General features: G+C 72.9%; 20 protein-coding genes. 1 reads left to right on the top strand and 19 read right to left on the bottom strand.

What is annotated here, in order from left to right; translation table 11 throughout:
* Positions 1-26: 26 nt before the first annotated feature.
* The 9 genes from ASG70_RS09935 to rplS form a co-directional block, all read right to left on the bottom strand.
* Positions 27-947, bottom strand: a complete 921-nt coding sequence (locus ASG70_RS09935) for a tyrosine recombinase XerC (protein WP_235531430.1) — start codon at positions 945-947, stop codon at positions 27-29.
* Positions 948-1,014: 67 nt separating this feature from the next.
* Positions 1,015-2,133, bottom strand: a complete 1,119-nt coding sequence (gene dprA / locus ASG70_RS09930; protein ID WP_056883652.1) for a DNA-processing protein DprA — start codon at positions 2,131-2,133, stop codon at positions 1,015-1,017.
* Positions 2,130-3,668 (bottom strand): YifB family Mg chelatase-like AAA ATPase, encoded by a 1,539-nt coding sequence (locus tag ASG70_RS09925; protein ID WP_056883651.1) that lies wholly within the window; start codon positions 3,666-3,668, stop codon positions 2,130-2,132. The genes dprA and ASG70_RS09925 overlap by 4 nt, the downstream gene beginning before the upstream one ends.
* Positions 3,665-4,051, bottom strand: a complete 387-nt coding sequence (locus ASG70_RS09920) for a YraN family protein (protein ID WP_056883650.1) — start codon at positions 4,049-4,051, stop codon at positions 3,665-3,667. The genes ASG70_RS09925 and ASG70_RS09920 overlap by 4 nt, the downstream gene beginning before the upstream one ends.
* Before the next feature lie 108 nt (positions 4,052-4,159).
* Positions 4,160-4,477, bottom strand: coding sequence for a DUF2469 domain-containing protein (locus tag ASG70_RS09915; RefSeq protein ID WP_056883649.1), 318 nt, complete (start codon positions 4,475-4,477; stop codon positions 4,160-4,162).
* Positions 4,474-5,268 (bottom strand): ribonuclease HII, encoded by a 795-nt coding sequence (locus ASG70_RS09910; protein WP_082590435.1) that lies wholly within the window; start codon positions 5,266-5,268, stop codon positions 4,474-4,476. The genes ASG70_RS09915 and ASG70_RS09910 overlap by 4 nt, the downstream gene beginning before the upstream one ends.
* 3 nt (positions 5,269-5,271) lie before the next feature.
* Positions 5,272-6,642, bottom strand: a complete 1,371-nt coding sequence (lepB, locus tag ASG70_RS19945) for a signal peptidase I (RefSeq protein ID WP_235531429.1) — start codon at positions 6,640-6,642, stop codon at positions 5,272-5,274.
* Complete coding sequence (gene lepB / locus ASG70_RS09900; protein WP_082590433.1) at positions 6,639-7,427, bottom strand: signal peptidase I; 789 nt, start codon at positions 7,425-7,427, stop codon at positions 6,639-6,641. Before lepB (ASG70_RS09900) ends, lepB (ASG70_RS19945) begins: the two co-directional genes overlap by 4 nt.
* A 71-nt stretch (positions 7,428-7,498) precedes the next feature.
* On the bottom strand, positions 7,499-7,858 hold the full coding sequence (rplS, locus tag ASG70_RS09895; protein WP_056883648.1) for a 50S ribosomal protein L19: 360 nt from the start codon (positions 7,856-7,858) through the stop codon (positions 7,499-7,501).
* A 227-nt stretch (positions 7,859-8,085) separates the two neighbouring features.
* Between rplS and ASG70_RS09890 the strand changes: the two genes are divergently transcribed.
* Positions 8,086-8,844 (top strand): ABC transporter permease, encoded by a 759-nt coding sequence (locus ASG70_RS09890; RefSeq protein WP_056883647.1) that lies wholly within the window; start codon positions 8,086-8,088, stop codon positions 8,842-8,844.
* A gap of 3 nt (positions 8,845-8,847) precedes the next feature.
* On the opposite strand, the gene trmD is transcribed toward ASG70_RS09890, so the two are convergent.
* The 10 genes from trmD to ASG70_RS09840 all read right to left on the bottom strand — a co-directional run bounded on the left by trmD (position 8,848) and on the right by ASG70_RS09840 (position 17,516).
* Positions 8,848-10,077 carry a tRNA (guanosine(37)-N1)-methyltransferase TrmD gene (trmD, locus tag ASG70_RS09885; RefSeq protein ID WP_056883646.1) on the bottom strand — a complete coding sequence of 410 codons (1,230 nt, stop codon included), beginning with the start codon at positions 10,075-10,077 and terminating at the stop codon, positions 8,848-8,850.
* 10 nt (positions 10,078-10,087) lie between these two features.
* On the bottom strand, positions 10,088-10,636 hold the full coding sequence (gene rimM / locus ASG70_RS09880) for a ribosome maturation factor RimM (RefSeq protein ID WP_056883645.1): 549 nt from the start codon (positions 10,634-10,636) through the stop codon (positions 10,088-10,090).
* A 97-nt stretch (positions 10,637-10,733) separates the two neighbouring features.
* Positions 10,734-10,976: an RNA-binding protein gene (locus ASG70_RS09875; RefSeq protein WP_056883644.1), complete on the bottom strand. Its 243-nt coding sequence runs from the start codon at positions 10,974-10,976 to the stop codon at positions 10,734-10,736.
* A gap of 2 nt (positions 10,977-10,978) precedes the next feature.
* Positions 10,979-11,476, bottom strand: coding sequence for a 30S ribosomal protein S16 (rpsP, locus tag ASG70_RS09870; RefSeq protein ID WP_056883643.1), 498 nt, complete (start codon positions 11,474-11,476; stop codon positions 10,979-10,981).
* 231 nt (positions 11,477-11,707) lie between these two features.
* Complete coding sequence (locus tag ASG70_RS09865; RefSeq protein ID WP_082590432.1) at positions 11,708-13,258, bottom strand: SDR family NAD(P)-dependent oxidoreductase; 1,551 nt, start codon at positions 13,256-13,258, stop codon at positions 11,708-11,710.
* Positions 13,255-13,728: an Rrf2 family transcriptional regulator gene (locus ASG70_RS09860; RefSeq protein WP_369818894.1), complete on the bottom strand. Its 474-nt coding sequence runs from the start codon at positions 13,726-13,728 to the stop codon at positions 13,255-13,257. The genes ASG70_RS09865 and ASG70_RS09860 overlap by 4 nt, the downstream gene beginning before the upstream one ends.
* A gap of 59 nt (positions 13,729-13,787) precedes the next feature.
* Entirely contained in the window at positions 13,788-14,792 is a 1,005-nt protein-coding gene (locus tag ASG70_RS09855) for a sulfate/molybdate ABC transporter ATP-binding protein (protein WP_056883641.1), read from the bottom strand.
* Complete coding sequence (gene cysW / locus ASG70_RS09850; RefSeq protein ID WP_056883640.1) at positions 14,789-15,598, bottom strand: sulfate ABC transporter permease subunit CysW; 810 nt, start codon at positions 15,596-15,598, stop codon at positions 14,789-14,791. The genes ASG70_RS09855 and cysW overlap by 4 nt, the downstream gene beginning before the upstream one ends.
* Positions 15,595-16,482: a sulfate ABC transporter permease subunit CysT gene (gene cysT / locus ASG70_RS09845; protein WP_056883639.1), complete on the bottom strand. Its 888-nt coding sequence runs from the start codon at positions 16,480-16,482 to the stop codon at positions 15,595-15,597. The genes cysW and cysT overlap by 4 nt, the downstream gene beginning before the upstream one ends.
* Positions 16,483-16,484: 2 nt before the next feature.
* Positions 16,485-17,516 carry a sulfate ABC transporter substrate-binding protein gene (locus tag ASG70_RS09840; protein ID WP_056883638.1) on the bottom strand — a complete coding sequence of 344 codons (1,032 nt, stop codon included), beginning with the start codon at positions 17,514-17,516 and terminating at the stop codon, positions 16,485-16,487.
* Positions 17,517-17,623 lie beyond the last annotated feature (107 nt).

Genomic DNA, 17,623 nt, shown 5'->3' with positions numbered 1-17,623 from the left:
GGCCCATCACGGTGAGCGGCACGCCGTCAGGCGCGCGGGTGGGCCTGACGGTAGGACTGCTTGAGGCGGTCGACGGACACGTGGGTGTAGATCTGCGTCGTCGCCAGCGAGGCGTGGCCGAGCAGCTCCTGGACGAGGCGGAGGTCGGCACCCCCTTCGAGCAGGTGCGTCGCGGCGCTGTGGCGCAAGCCGTGCGGCCCGATGTCTGGGGCGTCGGGCACGTGGCTGAGCAGGTCGTGCAGGGCCGACCGGATCTGGCGCGGGTCGGCTCGGCGTCCCCGGCGCCCCAGCAGCAGGGCCGGACCGCTGGCGGGACCTGCGACCTGGGGCCGTCCGAGCTCCACCCAGGCGATGACGGCCTCATGCGCGGGCGTTCCGAAGGGCACGGTGCGCTCCTTGCTGCCCTTGCCCATGACCCGGACGACGCACCGGTCGAGGTCGACGTCGTCGATGTCGAGCGCTGCGAGCTCACCGACGCGGATGCCGCTGGCGTAGAGCAGCTCCAGCGCCGCCCGGTCGCGCAGGTGGATCGGGTCCTGGTCGTCGCTGGCGACCGCGGCGACGTCGAGCAGGGCCGTGGCATCGGCCTGGCGCAGCACCTCGGGCAGGTGACGGCCGCGCTTCGGCGCCACGAGCCGCAGGGAGGGGTCGCTGTCGAGGCGCCCGGTCTGCGTGGCCCAGCCCAGGAACGTGCGTACCGCGGCCGACCTCCTGGCGATCGTGGACCGCGCGGCACCGGACTGGGCCTGCTGCGCGAGCCAGGCCCTCAGGTCCTGGAGCCGGACGTCGCGGAGCCCGCCGACCCCGGTCTCGTCCAGGAACGACACGAGGCTCCGCACGTCGCCGAGGTACGCGCGGGTCGTGTGCTCCGACCGACCGCGCTCACTGTGCAGGTACCGCTCGAAGGCAGCCAGGACCTCGCCCCAGCCCTTCTCGCTCGTCTCCACACGGGTCACCGTCGCCCACCGGCCGCCCGGGCACAAGCCGCCACCCCGCGGACCCCGACCGTGGCGTCTATGTCGGCGATGGCCTGCGCGCTCGGCGGTAGCCGTCCTGGTCGCGAGCCGCGAGGTCGTTGGCGACCAGGATGCCCAGCGCGCTGACCGCCTCCGCGGTGCTGGTGCCGCACTGCCGGGCGACGTCCTCCGCCGTGGTGGAGGCGTGGACCCGCAGGACACCCAGGACTGCCCTGTGCACGGGCTCGAGGTCGTCCTCCGGTGTGTACGGGCCTTCCTTGTGGGGTGCCAGCTCGCCGATGGGCCCGACCTCCTGTGCGACCTCCGCCGCGTCGGTGACCAGGATGGCGCCGTCACGGATGAGCACGTGGCAGCCTGCCGACGCGGCCGAGCTCACCGGTCCGGGCACGGCGCAGACCACGCGGTGGTGGTCGCGCGCCGTCGTGGCCGTGTTGCGCGAGCCCGACCGCAGGCCGGCCTCGACGACCACGGTCCCCTGGGTCATCGTCGCGATGAGCCGGTTGCGGCTGAGGAAGCGCCACCGGGTGGGCGACGAGCCGGGCGGGACCTCGCTCACCACGGCGCCCACCGCGGTGATGCGGCCAAGCAACCCCGCGTGTCCCGCGGGGTAAGGACGGTCCAGGCCACCGGCGACCACGGCCACGGTGGCGCCGTCGACCGCGAGGGCGCCCTCGTGCGCAGCCCCGTCGATGCCGTACGCCGCGCCGGAGACGACGGTGAACCGGCGTTCGGCGAGGCCGGCAGCGAGCTCCCGCGCCTGGTGGACGCCGTAGCCGGTCGCGGCCCTCGCCCCCACCACCGCCACGCTGCGCGCGCAGGCCTCCCCCAGCTCGAGCGGGCCCTTCACCCAGAGGCAGAACGGTGGCGCGGCCAGGCCGTCGAGCCCGGCAGGCCACTCCTCGTCACCCGGGACGACCAAGCGGGCCCCGAGCGCCCGGGCGATCTCGAGGTCGCGCACCACGTCGAGGGTCTCCAGCCGTGGCAGCAGCCGCTGCGCCAGGGCGCTGGCGGGGTCGAGCCCGTGCAGCGCCTGTTCGGCACCGACCGCGCCGACGAGCTTGGCCGCGGCGGGGTCACCGGGCTCGACCAGCCGCGCCCAGGCCACCCGTGCGGCGCGGTCACCCTCGGGCACCCGCAGGCGTGGTAGGGCGGTCATGCGGCCACCGGGCCCTGGTTGCGCAGGGTCAGGGCCGTGCCGAGGTCGTCGCGGGACGGCCCGGTCCTGCCGGCGAGGTCGGCCACGGTCCAGCCCAGGCGCAGCACGCGGTCGTAGCCGCGCAGCGTCAGCTGGCCGCGGTCGAGGGCCCGGTCGATGTCGGTCGTCACCGCCCTCCCGAGCCGACGCGTTCCCCTGCGCAGGAAGGCACCCGGCACGTGGCTGTTGAGCTGCCACGGCAACCCGCTCCACCGCTCGGCCTGGACCGCCCGCGCCTCGGCGACGCGGGCAGCCACGCACTCGCTGGACTCCCCGAGCTCACCGCCCAGCGACGACAGGCTCACCGCCGGGACGTGGACCTGCAGGTCGACCCGGTCCAGCAGCGGACCCGACAGGCGCCCGACGTAGTTGCGCTTGGCCATCGGGCTGCACGCGCAGCCGACCCCCTTGCCGAACCCGAGCCCGCAGGGACACGGGTTGGCGGCCATCACGAGCTGGAAACGGGCCGGGAACCGCACGGCGGTCCGCGCCCTGGCCACGACCACCTCGCCGGACTCCAGCGGCTGCCGCAGCGCCTGCAGGGCGCCGGTCTTGAACTCAGGCGCCTCGTCGAGGAACAGCACGCCGTGGTGCGCCTGCGAGATCGCCCCCGGTCGGACCGCGCTGCTGCCGCCGCCGATGATCGCCGCCTGGGTCGCGCTGTGGTGCGGCGCGACGAACGGTGGAACCCCCTCGACGTCGAGCTCGGCAGCGGTCACGCCCAGCAGGGACTTCACCGCCAGGACGTCGATGGACTGCTCGCGGGTCAGGCGGGGCAGCACGGAGACGAGCCGCTCGGCCAGCATCGTCTTCCCCGAGCCTGGTGGGCCTAGCAGGAAGAGGTGGTGGCCACCGGCGGCGGCCAGCTCGAGGGCGGTCCGGGCCTCGGGTTGCCCCACCACGTCGGCGAGGTCATGGGTGGGGCTGGACAGGGCCGTCGGACGCGTCGCCGACTCCGGCACCCCGAGGTCGAGGCGGTCGCCACCGAGGCGGTAGGCGGCGACGAGGTCGTTGAGGTGGCGCACGGCGTGGACCCGGATCCCCGGGACCAGGGCGGCCTCGGCGGCGTTGTCCTCGGGCACGACCACGTCGGTGCAGCCGGCCCGGGCGGCGCACAGGACCGCGGGCAGGACGCCGCGCACGCGCCGTACCTCGCCGTTGAGCCCGAGCTCGCCGAGGTGGACGGTGTCGGCCACCCTCGCTGCGGGCACGAGGTCGATGGCGGCCAGGACGGCCACCGCGATCGGCAGGTCGAACCCGCTGCCGTTCTTGGGGATCGAGGCCGGCGAGAGGTTGACGGTGAGCCGGTCCTGGGCCAGCGAGCGCCCGATGCTGGCCGTGGCCGCCTTCACCCGGTTGGGCGACTGGGCGCAGGCCGTGTCGGGCAGCCCGCCGAGCATGAACGCGGGCAGCCCACCGGAGAGGTGGGCCTCCACCTCCACGACGGCGCCGTCGAGGCCCTCCAGGGTCACCGACCGCGTGCGACCGAAGCTCATGCGCCGACCCCCACCAGGTGGCTGAGGCGGGCCGGGCCCCGGTGAGGCCTCAGGATCCCGATGACGTCGATCCGCACCCGCGGGGCCCGGTCGTCGTGGGCCTGCAGCCACGCAGCTGCCAACGTGCGCAGCCGGACCGCCTTGCGCCCGTCGACCGCCTCGACGGCCGAGCCGAAGCGGGAGGTGCGCCGCGTCTTGACCTCGCAGAACACCAGGCAGTCGCCGTCGCGGGCGACGAGGTCGATCTCGCCGCGGGCGCAGCGCCAGTTGCGGTCGACGACCACCATCCCCTGGTCCTGCAGGTAGCGCGCGGCGAGCTGCTCGCCGTACGCGCCGAGCTCTCGCCGTCGGTCCGGAGCCGGTCGCCCAGTCGCTGGTTGCATGCCCCCAGACAAGCGGGGACGAGCAGCTCGGGACCACCACCAGGCCTGGGCCTGTGGACGGTCCCGCCCGCGCGCCCGGCCTGTGGACTGCGGGTGGGGGGCGGCGTCCTAGAAGCCGGAGTCCTTCGGCAGCTCGAGCTCGGACTTCGCGAGCTCCTCGACGTTGACGTCCTTGAACGTCACCACGCGCACCTGCTTGGCGAACCGCGCCGGGCGGTAGATGTCCCAGACCCAGGCGTCCTGCATGGTGACGTCGAAGTAGACCTCTCCCCCGTCGCTGCGCACCTTCACGTCGACGGAGTTGCACAGGTAGAAACGGCGCTCGGTCTCGACCACGTGGGAGAACAGCCCGACCACGTCGCGGTACTCGCGGTAGAGCGCGAGCTCCATCTCGCTCTCGTACTTCTCGAGGTCCTCGGAACTCATGGCCTGCTCATCTCCGGTTCGTTCGCGGCGGTCGTGGGCTGGTCGACACCGTCCCCGACCTCGTGGGCCTTCTCGTCGACCCTCTCATCCTGCCCCGGGAGCCCGGGCAGCCGCCACGACCGGCGGTGCAGCTCCGTGGCGCCGTGCAGCTCGAGGGCCGTCATGTGCTCAGGTGCTGCGTACCCCTTGTTGACCTCCCAGCCGTAGACCGGGTGCTGCGGCGCGTATGCCGTCATCATGGCGTCGCGCTCGACCTTGGCCAGCACCGAGGCAGCCGCGACGGAGGAGCACTTGAGGTCGGCCTTGGTCATCGTCGTCACCGGCGGCGTGGCCGGCGGCTCCTCCCCCGTGAACGCGAACAGCCCCACCTCGTCGGGCGCGGTCAGCCAGTCGTGGTTGCCGTCGAGGATCACCATGTCGGGAACGACCCCCACGGCGGCCAGCGCCCGGCACCCGGCCAGCCGCAGCGCAGCGATGATGCCGATCTCGTCGATCTCCGCCGGTGAGGCGTGGCCGACGGCGTGGGCCAGGCACCAGCGCTGGATCTTCGGCACCATGGCGACCCGGGCAGCGGGGGTCAGCAGCTTGGAGTCCTTGACGCCGGTCGGGGCGCTGCGGCAGGTCTCGTCTATCATCACGACCCCGACGCTGACGGGACCGGCGAGGGCGCCGCGGCCCACCTCGTCCATCCCGGCGAGCACGCGGTGCCCGTCGCGCTGCAGGGCGCGCTCGACCCGGAGGCTCGGCTTGCGCGAGCCGGTGCGGGCGGCCGTGGTGGCAGTGGTGGCCACTGCTCAGCCCCCGCCGTCCGTCGTCCCGCTGCCGGTCGCGGAGTTCCCGTCGGTGCCGGACTCGGTGCCGGACTCGCTGCCGGTGTCGTTGCCGGGCACCTCGGTGCCACCGCTGCCGGGGGTGCCGGGGCCGGACGGCGTCTGCTGCCCGACGGCAGGGCTGTCTGAGCTCGGTGCGGGGACCTTGGCGAAGACCTCGCGCGGGTTGGACAGCCACGTCATGTGGTCCAGCGGCCAGACGAGGGCGACGGCGCGACCGACGATGAGCCGCTCGTCCACAGAGCCCTGGCTGCCGTTGTCCTCGGGGCCGTCGTGGGCTCGGGAGTCGGCGGAGTTGGAGCGGTGGTCGCCCATCACCCAGACGCGCCCGCGGGGCACGGTGATGTCGAAGTCCTGCTCGCTCGCCGCGTCGCCGGGCTTGAGGTAGGGCTCCTTGATGGCGGTGCCGTTGATGGTGATCCGACCACCCTCGTCGCAGCAGACGACGTGGTCGCCGGGCAGGCCGATGACGCGCTTGATGAGGTGGTTCTCGGAGTTGTCCGGCAGCAGGCCGACGAACGTCATGGTCTCGCGGATGGCGGTGACGACCTTGCCGTGCGGCACGGCCGGCGTCTCCTCGAGCCAGTTGCCGGGGTCGGCGAACACGACGATGTCGCCGCGCTTGAGGTCGATCGGCCCGGGCGTGAGCTTGCTGACGATGACCCGGTCGTTGAGGACGAGGGTGTCCTCCATCGACCCGGAGGGGATGTAGAAGGCCTGCAGCAGCCAGGTCTTGACGATGAACGAGAGCACCAGCGCCATGCCCACGACGATGGCGAACTCCTTGACGGCCGCCCCGACCACCGCCAGCGGGCTCGCGTCCTGCGGTGCGTCGTCGGCACCGTCCTCGTCGGACCCCGTACGCGGTCGGGTGGCGTCGTCATCGCCGGACCCCGCGCCCACGGTCGAGGCCGCGCCTGCGGCCGCGCCGGCGCCCAGGGTCGGGGGCACACCGGTGTCGTGGCGCTCGTCCGCGGCGTCCTTCGTGGTGACGGCGTCGTGGGTGTGGTCGGCCGCGTGGGTGTCGTCGGCGCGACCCGTACGGTGCGCGGGCACCTGGTCCTCCTGCGGGTCGTGGTCGGCGGTGGGGACCTCGAGCTCCGGCTCGAGCCAGGCGGGGTCGCGCGCGTCGGAGGGCGCGGAACCAGGGGCAGCGGCAGGGTCGGCGTCGGCGCCTTCGTCCGCAGCCAGGTCGTGGCGCAGCCACGGGCTCCCGGGAACCTCCTGCGCACCGTTGCCCTGCGCCCCGTTGCCCTGGGGGTCGGCCGGGGCGGACGCCTGCTCGCGGTCGAAGCCGAGCCAGCCGCGGTCCTCCCCGCCGGGAGCGCGGGTCACCGCTGCCCCGCCCGGGGGATGTCGGCGAGCGCGGCGGGGCTCGGGAAGCCACCCAACCGACCCAGGGGCCAGAACGTCACGCCGGCTCGGCCCACGACGTCCTTCTCGCGGACCATGCCGCCGCCGGGGTCGCCGAGGTGGGCCCGGGAGTCGGCGCTGTCGCTGCGGTGGTCGCCCATGACCCAGAGCCGCCCGGCCGGGACGGTCACGTCGAAGGTGAGGTCGCTGGGCTTGTCGCCGGGGTGCAGGTAGTCCTCCTGGACGGCCTTGCCGTTGACCGTGAGGCGACCGTCGGTGTCGCAGCAGACGACGTGGTCACCGGGGAGGCCGACCACGCGCTTGACGAAGTCCTGCTCCCCGAGGTCGATGCCCACGGCCGACGCGGCGCCCGCGAGGGTGCGCCCGATGAGGCCGTCGGCCTGGTGCGGGCTGCGGTCGGCGGCCGCGAAGGTGGTCGTCCCGTCGAACACGACCACGTCGCCCCGGGACAGGTCGCCGCCGGAGACCAGCTTGTTGACCAGGATGCGGTCGCCGGGCTCGATCGTGGGCTCCATCGACCCGGACGGCACGTAGAACGACTGCACGAGGAAACCCCGGACCAGGAGCATGACCACCACGGCGATGACGGCGAGCACGAGCCACGAGGGGCCCTGCCGCCGGTCGTCGGCGCTCGCGTCGACCGCCCGCTGCGAGGCGGGGTCGACGGGCACGGACACCGCCGCCGCGTCAGCGCGAGCTGACGCGGCGGCCGGGTCCTGCTGGGGTGTTCCGGGTCCGGGGTTCATCGCTTCCGGAGCCTAGCCCTCGAGTCTGGGTCGGACGTGCCGGGGCACCCGAGGGCCGAGATGACGTCGCCCTACTTGGCGGGGGTCGTCTCGCGCTTCTCCTTGATCTTGGCGGCCTTGCCGCGCAGGTCGCGCAGGTAGTAGAGCTTGGCGCGACGGACGTCACCGCGGGTGACGACCTCGATCTTCTCGATGATCGGGGTGTGCAGCGGGAACGTGCGCTCCACGCCGACACCGAAGGAGACCTTGCGGACGGTGAAGGTCTCGCCGACCCCACCACCGTGGCGGCGGATCACGACGCCCTTGAAGACCTGGACGCGGGAGCGGGTGCCCTCGACGACCTTGACGTGGACGTTGATGGTGTCACCGGCGCGGAAGGCGGGGACGTCGTCGCGCAGGGACGCCTTGTCGATCTCGTCGAAACGCTGCATGGCGGATTCGCTTTCTTCTCGGCGCCACAGGTCGCCCAGGGTGTAGTCGTGCGTGGTGTGGTGGTGCGTGCTGCCTGCGCCGCGTGCGTGGCTGGTGGGCCCGGCACCCGGAGAACCGGGGCCGTTGCACTCCCCCTGTGGCAGGGGCGTGTGTCGAGCAGACGCAAGGAGTCATTCTGCCACGACGGGGGCCCCGCCCCGAAATCGCGCCCCACTAGCGTGGGCGCGTGACCATCAACCCGGGCTGGCCCGTCGGAGTGGCCCTCGTCGTGCTCCTCGCCGTAGCCCTGGCCGCGCACCGGGTCAGCGGCTACGGCCTCGAGCGGCCCTCCCTCGTCGCGGCGGTCCGGGCCGTCGCCCAGCTCGGTGTCGCCGCCCTGCTCATCACGGCCGTGATCGAGAACCTCTGGCTCTCGGTGCTGCTCGTCCTGGCCATGTTCTCGATGGGGGTGGCCACCACGACCCGCCGCGTCGAGGCCCCTGCGGCGTGGGCGCCGGCGGCCGCGTCCATGGCGGCCGGGATCCTGCCGGTGCTCGTGGTGGTGCTGGGCACCGGCACCATCCCGTTGAAGGGCATCGCGCTCATCCCCGTCGCCGGGATCATCGTCGGCAACGCGATGACCGCCCACACGCTCGTGGGCAGGCGTGCCTTCGCGGCACTGCGGGAGGAGCACGCGCAGTACGAGGCGCTGCTGTCCCTGGGCCTGCTGCCCGACCAGGCGATCACCGAGATCATCCACCGCCGCGCCCCCGAGGCCCTGCTGCCCGGGCTCGACCAGGTGAAGACCACCGGTGTCGTGACGCTTCCGGGCGCGTTCATCGGCGTCATGCTCGGCGGCGGTTCGCCCGTGCAGGCCGCGACCGCGCAGGTACTGGTCCTGTTCGGGATCATGGCCGCGCAGACCGTGACCGTCGGTGTGGCGGAGCGGCTGATCGCCGCCCGCCGCCTGGTCACCCCGGACCTGCGGACCGCCCTGGTCGACTAGCCGTCAGGACGAGGCGGCGCGCCGCCGTTTGGTGAGGTCGACGGTGCCGGGGTGCGAGCCCTCGCCGGGCACGGCGCGGTACCCGGCCCTTCGGTAGGTCCGCTGGTTGCGCTCGCTGCCCCGCCCGGTGTTGATCCAGTACGTGGTGACGTCCGCGGGTGCCGCGGCCTCGGCGTGGGCGAGCAGGGCGCGGCCCAGGCCACGACCCTGGAGGTCGGGGGCGACCATGAGGCGGCCCACCTGCCACGTGGCGGGGTCCTCCGGGTCCCGGCGGCCGCGCACCGAGCCCACGAGCCGTCCGGCCGCGCGCACGGTCCACGTCTGCCACTGCCCGAGGCCCTCGACCACGTCGTCCAGCGACTCCACCAGCGGCGGGATGTCGAACGAGGCGTTGTCGCGTCCCTCGGTGACCCAGCAGGCCCGCGCGAGGGTGAGCAGCTCGGGGGCGTCGGCTGCCGTGGCGGTGGCCACGTCGAAGCCGGTCAGGACGTCGTCGCTCGTGCCCGCCACTGCCTGGGACGCGTGCAGCAGGTCGGGGCGGCGGGCGGCGGTCCGCTCGAGCCGCTGCTGGTGACGCCAGCGCGCGATGGCGCCGTGGTCGCCGGACAGCAGCACCGGCGGGACGTCGCGGGTGACGCCGGGGGCGGACTCCCAGGAGGCGGGCTTGGTGTAGACGGGGTACTCCAGCAGCCCGTCCTCGTGCGACTCCTCGACGAGGGACTCGGCGTTGCCGATGACGCCGGGCAGCAGGCGCGCGACGGCCTCGACGATCGCCAGGACCGCCACCTCTCCCCCGTTGAGGACGTAGTCGCCGAGCGACACGACGGACACCTCGAGGCCGAGGTCCTGCGCGGCGAACTCGTAGACCCGCTCGTCGATGCCCTCGTAGCGGCCGCAGGCGAAGGCGAGCCACGGCTCCGCCGCGAGCTCGCGCGCCATCGTCTGGGTGAACGGTGCACCGCCCGGGCCGGGGACGACGAGCCTGGGCCGTGCTCCCTCGACGCCGGAGCCGGCGACTGCCGCGAGCGCCTCGGCCCACGGCTGCGGCTTCATGACCATGCCCGCACCGCCGCCGTACGGGGTGTCGTCCACGCTCCGGTGCCGGTCGTGGGCGAAGTCGCGCAGGTCGTGGACCCGCACGTCGAGCAGGCCGTCGCGGCGCGCCTTGCCGATGAGCGACAGGTCGAGCGGCGCGAGGTAGTCGGGGAAGATCGAGACGACGTCGAGGCGCATGGTCAGGGGGTCACTCGCCGGCGAGCTCGAGCAGGCCCGGTGGCGGGTCGATCACGACGCGGCCGGCCTCGAGGTCGACCTCGGGGACGATCGCCTCGACGAACGGGACGAGCGCGCGCCCACCGGTCGCGAGCGTGACGACCAGCAGGTCCTGGGCAGGGCCGGTCTCGAGGCCGGCCACCTCACCCACGACGGCACCGGTGGTGTCGACCACGGCCAGCCCGACCAGCTCGTCCTCGTACCAGCCGTCCTCGTCGTCGTCAGCGTCGTCGATGACGTCACCGAGGGTCACGAACAGCCGCGTGCCCCGCAGGCCCTCCGCCCCGGTGCGGTCCGGGACCTCCTCGAAGCCGAGCAGCCAGATCTCCCGGTGCAGGCGGGCGGTCGCCAGGGTCAGCGCGCGCGGCACCCCGGACCCGGCCGGCGCCTCGGTCGTGAAGACCACGCCGGGGACGAAGCGGCGCTCGGGGTCGTCGGTGTGGGTCTGCACGGTGACCTCACCGCGCAGGCCGTGCGGCTTGCCGATGCGGGCGACGAGCAGCTGGTCGGTGGCAGGCATGGCCACGATCCTCTCAGGGTGGGTGGGGGCATGCCGAGGGCCGCCGGGACGGTGGTCCCAGCGGCCCTCGGTACGACCGGTTGTCAGGTGGCGCCGGTCAGCGGACCTTGTCGGTGTCGACGATGTCGACCCGGACGGTGTGGCCACCGGCCAGCGCGCCCATGACGGTGCGCAGGGCGCTGGCGGTGCGGCCGGAGCGGCCGATCACGCGCCCGAGGTCGTCGGGGTGGACCCGGACCTCGAGCACCTCACCGCGGCGGAGCTCCTTGCGTCGAACGGCAACCTCGTCCTTGTGGTCGACGATGCCCTTGACGAGGTGCTCGAGCGCCTCCTCCAGCACGGTCAGGCCTGGTCCGCGGCCTCGGCGGCCGGGGCCTCCGTGGTCGCAGCCTCGTCAGCCTTGGCCTCGGCCTTCGGCTCCTCGGCGGGGGTCTCCTCGGCCTTCTTGGCAGCCTTCTTCTTCGGCGTGGTGGCCGAGTCGGTGCCGGCGTCGGACTTGCCGGCGGCGGCGATGGCAGCCTCGTAGAGGTCCTTCTTGGACGTCTTCGGGGCCTTCACCTTCAGGGTGCCCTCGGCGCCGGGCTCGCCCTTGTACTTCTGCCAGTCACCGGTGACCTTGAGCAGCGCGGCGACGGCCTCGGTGGGCTGTGCGCCCTGGCCCAGCCAGTACTGCGCGCGGTCGGAGTCGATGTCGATGAGCGAGGGCTCCTCGGTGGGGTGGTACTTGCCGATCTCCTCGATGGCCCGGCCATCGCGCTTGGCGCGCGAGTCCATGACGACGACGCGGTAGAACGGTGCACGGATCTTGCCCATGCGCTTCAGACGGATCTTGACGGCCACGGTGGTGGTGTCTCCTTGTTCGTGTTGTGGGCACGGCGAGACCGCGCACGGTTCGCGCGGGGTGCCGGAACCCGGTGTAGGCGTTCCAGAGCCAGGAGGCCCGGTGCGGGCGGGGAGACGTGCTCCGCGCCGTACGAGGGGCCCGTGCCTGGACGGGTACAGCCGCCCATTCTGCCAGATGGCCGGGGGTGCCCCCGACCACGCGAAGACCCTGCTCCCGGCTGGGCCCGCTCACCAGGGGCTGGGGGCGTAGTCCTTCACGAAGCAGCCGTACACGTCCTCGCCGGCCTCGCCACGCACGATCGGGTCGTAGACGCGCGCGGCGCCGTCGACGAGGTCGAGCGGGGCGTGCCAGCCCTCGGCGGCGATCCGCAGCTTCTCGTGGTGGGGGCGCTCGTCGGTGATCCAGCCGGTGTCGACGGCGGTCATGAGGATGCGGTCGGTCTCGAACATCTCCCCTGCACTGGTGCGCGTGAGCATGTTGAGGGCGGCCTTGGCCATGTTGGTGTGCGGGTGGCCGGCGCCCTTGTAGCGGCGCGAGAACTGGCCCTCCATCGCGGAGACGTTGACGACGTAGGCGCGCCGCGCCCCCGCGGCGACCGCGGCCCGCATCGCCGGCCGCAGCCGGGACACGAGGATGAACGGTGCCGTGGCGTTGCAGAGCTGCACCTCGAGCAGCTCGAGCGGGTCGACCTCCTCGACCTTCTGGGTCCAGGAGTTGTTGACCTGGGTGTCGGGCAGGAGGCCGCCCGCGTCGAGCGCCGTGCCGGCGAGGTGGGCGTCGAGGCTGGCGTGGCCGGCGGAGAGCGCCATCGCCGTCATCGAGGCAGCGGTGCGCTCGGCCAGCACCTGCTCGGCGTGCTCGGCCGACTCGCCCTCGTGGTGGGCCACCTGGTGCTCGCGCAGGGTGCCGATGAGGTTGGCCGGGTGCGCCTCGCTGATCCGGTCGAAGGTCACGAGCTCGGGCAGGTCGACCCCCTGCGGCAGCGGGGCGTTCTCGCCGTCGACGAGGTGGCCGTAGGACCCGGGCGAGCGCCGCACCGTCTGCGCCGCGTTGTTGATGAGGATGTCGAGCGGACCGGCTGCGGCGACCTCGTCGGCGAGCGCGACGACCTGGGTGGGGTCGCGCAGGTCGATGCCGACGACCTTGAGCCGGTGGATCCAGTCGGCCGAGTCCTCCTGTGCCGCAAAGCGTCTCGCGGCGTCGCGCGGGAAACGTGTGGTGATGGTGAGGTGCGCGCCGTCGCGCAGGAGGCGCAGGGCGATGTACATCCCGATCTTGGCGCGGCCACCGGTGAGCAGGGCGCGACGACCGGTGAGGTCGGTGCGCTGGTCGCGCTTGGCGTGGCTCAGCTCGGCGCAGTCGGGGCACAGCCAGTGGTAGAACGCGTCGACGAGGGTGTACTCGGCCTTGCAGATGTAGCAGCCGCGCGGCTTGATGAGCTCCCCCGCGTGCGCGCCACGGACGCTGGACACCAACGGGATGCCCTTGGTCTCGTCGTCGATGCGCATGGGCGAGCCCGTCGCGGTGAGGGCGATGACCGCCTCGTCGTGCTCGACCTGGGGCTGGAGGGCAGCGCGACGGCGCGACTTGCGGACGCGCTTGTACATCCGGCCCGTCGCCCGCTTGACCGCCTCGATGTCGGGGTGGCCGGCGTCGAGGTCGGGCAGCTGCTCGAGCACCCGCAGGGCGGTGGCCAGGTCGTCGGGGTCGATCCGGTCCAGGGGCGCGTCCGTGGGCTGCGGCTCCGGCACCGAGGACTCGCCCGCGGTGCCGGTCATCGATTCCGCCACGCGTCGGGGTCCGCGGCCAGGGCGGCGACGCGCTCGGGGAGGTCGCCGGACAGGACGTCCGCGAGGGAGGTCTCGTCGAGCACCGAGCGCAGGCTGGCGCGGACGGCGACCCACACGGTGGGCAGGTGCTCGGCCACGCCTTCGTACTGGGTCTCGTGGGGGCGCAGGCCGCGCACCTCCGCGAGCGGGCCGTCGACCGCGCGGAAGACGTCGCCGAGGCTGATGTCGCGCGGCTCGCGGGTCAGCGCGTAGCCGCCGCGGGCGCCTCGCGTGCTGCGCAGCAGGCCCGCGTTCTTGAGGTCGGCGGCGATGGTCTCGAGGAACTTGCGGGGCAGCGACTGGCGCAGCGCCAGGCTCTCCACGCTGACCGGGCCGCTCGCGGTGGCCGACGCCTCGGCGAGGATGAGCATGGCCCGGACCGCGTACTCCGTGCGTGCCGAGATGTCCACGGGCGGCATCCTCCCCCATGCCCGGGGGAGATCGGAAACCACGCCCCGGGTGGCGAGCCCTCATGGCCTCAGATCGCGGCGCCGGCCCCCACGAGCTCGGGGTCCTGTCCCCTGGCGGCGCGGGCGAACACCGTCTCCCCGACCCGCAGGTCGAGGTCGGCGGCCTGCGAGCGCGTCATCTGCACCGCGAACCGCTCCCCCGCGTCGGTCCCCAGGTCGACCCGCACCTCGAAGCCGAGGCGGACGATCCGCTCCACCCGCGCCCGGACCCGTGCGGGCACCGAGTGTCCCGGGGCGACGAGCTCCACCGGGGCCTCGCGCTCGAGCTCGATGTCGTGGGGGCGCACCAGGACGCCGTTGAGCGTGGCGACCGAGCCGAGGAACGACATGACGAAGTCGTTGGCCGGGCGCTCGTAGAGCGACACCGGGTCACCCACCTGCTCGATGCGTCCCTTGTTGAGCACCGCGATGCGGTCGGCGACGTCGAGCGCCTCCTCCTGGTCGTGGGTCACCAGGACGGTCGTCACGTGGACCTCGTCGTGCAGCCGCCGCAGCCACTGGCGCAGGTCGGCGCGCACCTTGGCGTCGAGGGCGCCGAAGGGCTCGTCGAGCAGCAGCACCTCGGGGTCGACGGCGAGCGCCCGGGCGAGGGCCATGCGCTGGCGCTGGCCACCGGAGAGCTGGGCGGGGTAGCGGTGCTGGAAGCCGTCGAGCCCGACGATCTCGAGGAGGTCGTCGACCTTCCTGGCGATCTCGGCCTTCTGCCGCTTGCGGATGCTGAGCCCGAACGCGACGTTGTCCCGCACCGTCATGTGCTTGAACGCCGCGTAGTGCTGGAACACGAACCCGATCCCGCGCTTCTGCGGGGCGACGTGGGTCAGGTCGCGGCCGCCGATGACGACGGTGCCGGCATCGAGCCGCTCGAGCCCGGCGATCGAGCGAAGCAGGGTCGACTTGCCCGAGCCGCTCGGGCCGAGCAGCGCAGTGAGCGTGCCCGCCGGGATGTCCAGGCTGACGTCGTCGAGCGCGGCGAAGTCGCCGTAGCTCTTGCGGGCGCCGGTCACGGTGATCATGTCGTGCTCCTCTTGCGGTCCAGAACGGTCATCAGCAGCAGCGTGAGCACGGCCAGACCCATGAGCAGGGTGGCGGCGGCGTACGCGCCGTAGGTGTTGTGGTCGTCGATGTAGCGGGAGTGGACGAGCAGGGTCAGCGTCTGCGACACCCCGGGGAAGCCCGAGCTCACCATGATCACCGCCCCGAACTCGCCGAGGGCGCGGGCGATGGTGAGCACCACGCCGTACGTGAGCCCCCAGCGGATCGCGGGGAGGGTGATGCGCCACAGCGTCTGCGCCGAGGAGGCCCCGAGGGTGGCAGCTGCCTGCTCCTGGTCGGTGCCGATCTCGTGCAGCACCGGCTCCACCTCTCGGACGACGAAGGGCAGGGTCACGAAGATGGTCGCGAGCACCATGCCGGGCAGGCCGAAGATGACGCGGATGCCGAAGTTGTTCTCGACGCCCCCGAACCACCCGCTCGTGCCCCACAGCAGGATCAGCGAGACGCCGACGACGATGGGCGAGACGGCGAAGGGCAGGTCGACGACGGCCTGCAGCAGCCCGCGTCCCGGGAAGCTCCCGCGCACGAGGGCGAGGGCGGTGGCGACACCGAACACGACGTTGAGCGGCACGACGATCGCGACGATGAGCAGCGAAAGGTTGAGCGCCGAGATGGCCGCAGGGGTGCGGATGGAGTCGATGAAGGCGCCCACGCCGTCCCCGAAGGTCCGCCACAGGATGAGCCCGATCGGGACGGCGAGGAGGGCGAACAGGTAGCCCAGCGCGACGGTGCGCAGCGTCAGCCGGGTGCCGGTCGAGGTCCTCATGCCGAGGCCTCCTCACGGCGCTGGCTGCGGCTGGCCGCCAGGCGCAGGACGAAAAGGGTGGCGAAGGCGATCGCCAGCAGCGCCACGGACACCGCCGCCGCGTTGACCGGGCGGTCGATCTCGATCTGCTGCTGGATGTACTGCGAGGCCACCTGCGTCTGGCGCGGGATGTTGCCGCCGATGAGGACCACGGAGCCGTACTCGCCGATCGCGCGGGCGAAGGACAGGCCGGTTCCGCTGATGACGGCCGGCGCGAGGGTCGGCAGCACGATGCGGCGGAAGGTGGTCCAGCCGGAGGCGCCGAGCGAGGCAGCCGCCTCCTCGACCTCGCGGTCGGCCTCGATGAGGACCGGCTGCACCGAGCGCACCACGAACGGCAGGGTGACGAAGGCGAGGGCGACGAGCAGGCCGGGCCTGGTGGCGTTGAGGTGGATCCCGAGGGGGCTGCTGGGGCCGTAGAGCGAGAGCAGCACGATGCTGGCGACGATGGTCGGCAGCGCGAACGGCAGGTCGATCAGGGCGTCGACGAACCGCTTGCCGCGGAAGTCGTCACGCACCAGCACCCAGGCGATGAGGGTGCCCAAGACCGCGTTGACCAGGGCCACGACGACCGACACCCCCACCGTGACGCGCAGCGAGGCGAGCGCGACCGGGGCCGTGACGGCGTCCCAGAAGCCCGACCAGCCCTCGTCGAACGAGGTCACCGTCAGGGCGGCCAGCGGCAGCAGGACGATGAGGCTGAGCCAGAGGCCGACGAGCCCGACGCCGAGCGGCCGGCCGAGACCGGGACGCGCCCTGGGCGCCCCCGCGGTGGGGGGCGCCGAGGGGTCGGTCGGCGTGGGGAGGGCCGGGACGTCGGCCCTGCGGAACAGGGTGGCGGTCATGGCTACTGCGTCGCCTTGTCGTAGATGAGGGCGATCGAGCCCGTCTCCTTCTTGAACAGCGTCCCGTCGACGGTCTTCCACCCCCCGAGGTCGTCGATCGTCCAGAGCTTCTGCGGCGCCGGGAAGTCGGTGGCGAACTCCGTGGCCACGGTCTGGTCCACGGGACGGAACCCGGCCTCGGCGAACAGCTTCTGTGCCTCCGGCGTGAACAGGTAGTCGTCGAAGGCCTTGGCCTTGGCGAGGTTCTTGCTCTTGGACAGCACCGCGACGGGGTTCTCGATCTTGAACGTCGTCGGCGGCGTCACGTGCTGCACGGGGTCGCCGCTGCGTTCCGCGAACAGCGCCTCGTTCTCGTAGCTGAGCAGGACGTCACCGGTCCCCTGCAGGAACGTCTCGGTCGCCTCTCGTGCGGACTTGGGCTGGACCTTGACGTGACCGGTGACGAGCTTGTCGATGTATGCGAGGCCCGCGGCCTGGTCCTTGCCGCCGTTGCTCTTCGCGGAGTACGGGGCGAGGAGGTTCCACTTGGCGCTGCCGGAGCTGAACGGGTTGGGCGTGACCACCTCGACGCCCGGCTCGAGCAGGTCGTCCCAGTCCCTGATGCCCTTGGGGTTGCCCTTGCGGACGACGATGGTGACGACCGAGCCGAACGGGATCCCCTTGTACTGGTTGGCGTTCCAGTCCTTCGCGACCAGGCCGGCGTCCACCAGGCGGGTGATGTCCGGCTCGACGGAGAAGTTCACGAAGTCGGCCGGCGCACCCGCCTCGACCTTGCGTGACTGGTCCCCCGAAGGGCCGTAGGACTGCTCGAACTGCACCCCCTTGCCCGCGGCGGTCCTGGTGAAGGCAGGGATGACCTTGTCGTAGCCCACCTTCGGGGCCGAGTAGGCGTAGAGCTGCAGCGTGGTCTTGGCCGCCCCACCGGCGTCGGCGGCGGCGCCCACCGTGTCGCTCGATCCCCCGGCGCAGGCGCTCAGCGCCAGCACCCCGGCGGACAGCGCCCCCGTCACCGCAACGGCATTCCTTCGTCTCATCTGTCTCTCCCTCTCCCGGCCTTGGCCAGAACCCCTTAGTCCTATGAGTTAAGTAGGAGTTTCCGGGAGCGTGGCAGGGAGGGTCAACCGCCCGAGCGGGCCATCTC

The organism is Phycicoccus sp. Soil748 (assembly GCF_001428025.1).
GTDB lineage: Bacteria > Actinomycetota > Actinomycetes > Actinomycetales > Dermatophilaceae > Pedococcus.
This window is presented reverse-complemented; position numbering and strand designations above follow the sequence as displayed.

Excerpts from the sequence above, each read along its gene's own strand:
- rimM (WP_056883645.1), bottom strand. The coding sequence starts at position 10,636 with ATGCCTGCCACCGACCAGCTGCTCGTCGCCCGCATCGGCAAGCCGCAC.
- ASG70_RS09840 (WP_056883638.1), bottom strand. The coding sequence starts at position 17,516 with ATGAGACGAAGGAATGCCGTTGCGGTGACGGGGGCGCTGTCCGCCGGG.
- ASG70_RS09865 (WP_082590432.1), bottom strand. The coding sequence starts at position 13,258 with ATGACCGGCACCGCGGGCGAGTCCTCGGTGCCGGAGCCGCAGCCCACG.
- cysW (WP_056883640.1), bottom strand. The coding sequence starts at position 15,598 with ATGAGGACCTCGACCGGCACCCGGCTGACGCTGCGCACCGTCGCGCTG.
- trmD (WP_056883646.1), bottom strand. The coding sequence starts at position 10,077 with ATGCGCCTCGACGTCGTCTCGATCTTCCCCGACTACCTCGCGCCGCTC.
- lepB (WP_082590433.1), bottom strand. The coding sequence starts at position 7,427 with ATGAACCCCGGACCCGGAACACCCCAGCAGGACCCGGCCGCCGCGTCA.
- dprA (WP_056883652.1), bottom strand. The coding sequence starts at position 2,133 with ATGACCGCCCTACCACGCCTGCGGGTGCCCGAGGGTGACCGCGCCGCA.
- cysT (WP_056883639.1), bottom strand. The coding sequence starts at position 16,482 with ATGACCGCCACCCTGTTCCGCAGGGCCGACGTCCCGGCCCTCCCCACG.
- rplS (WP_056883648.1), bottom strand. The coding sequence starts at position 7,858 with ATGCAGCGTTTCGACGAGATCGACAAGGCGTCCCTGCGCGACGACGTC.
- ASG70_RS09915 (WP_056883649.1), bottom strand. The coding sequence starts at position 4,477 with ATGAGTTCCGAGGACCTCGAGAAGTACGAGAGCGAGATGGAGCTCGCG.
- ASG70_RS09920 (WP_056883650.1), bottom strand. The coding sequence starts at position 4,051 with ATGCAACCAGCGACTGGGCGACCGGCTCCGGACCGACGGCGAGAGCTC.
- ASG70_RS09860 (WP_369818894.1), bottom strand. The coding sequence starts at position 13,728 with ATGCCGCCCGTGGACATCTCGGCACGCACGGAGTACGCGGTCCGGGCC.
- ASG70_RS09925 (WP_056883651.1), bottom strand. The coding sequence starts at position 3,668 with ATGAGCTTCGGTCGCACGCGGTCGGTGACCCTGGAGGGCCTCGACGGC.
- ASG70_RS09855 (WP_056883641.1), bottom strand. The coding sequence starts at position 14,792 with ATGATCACCGTGACCGGCGCCCGCAAGAGCTACGGCGACTTCGCCGCG.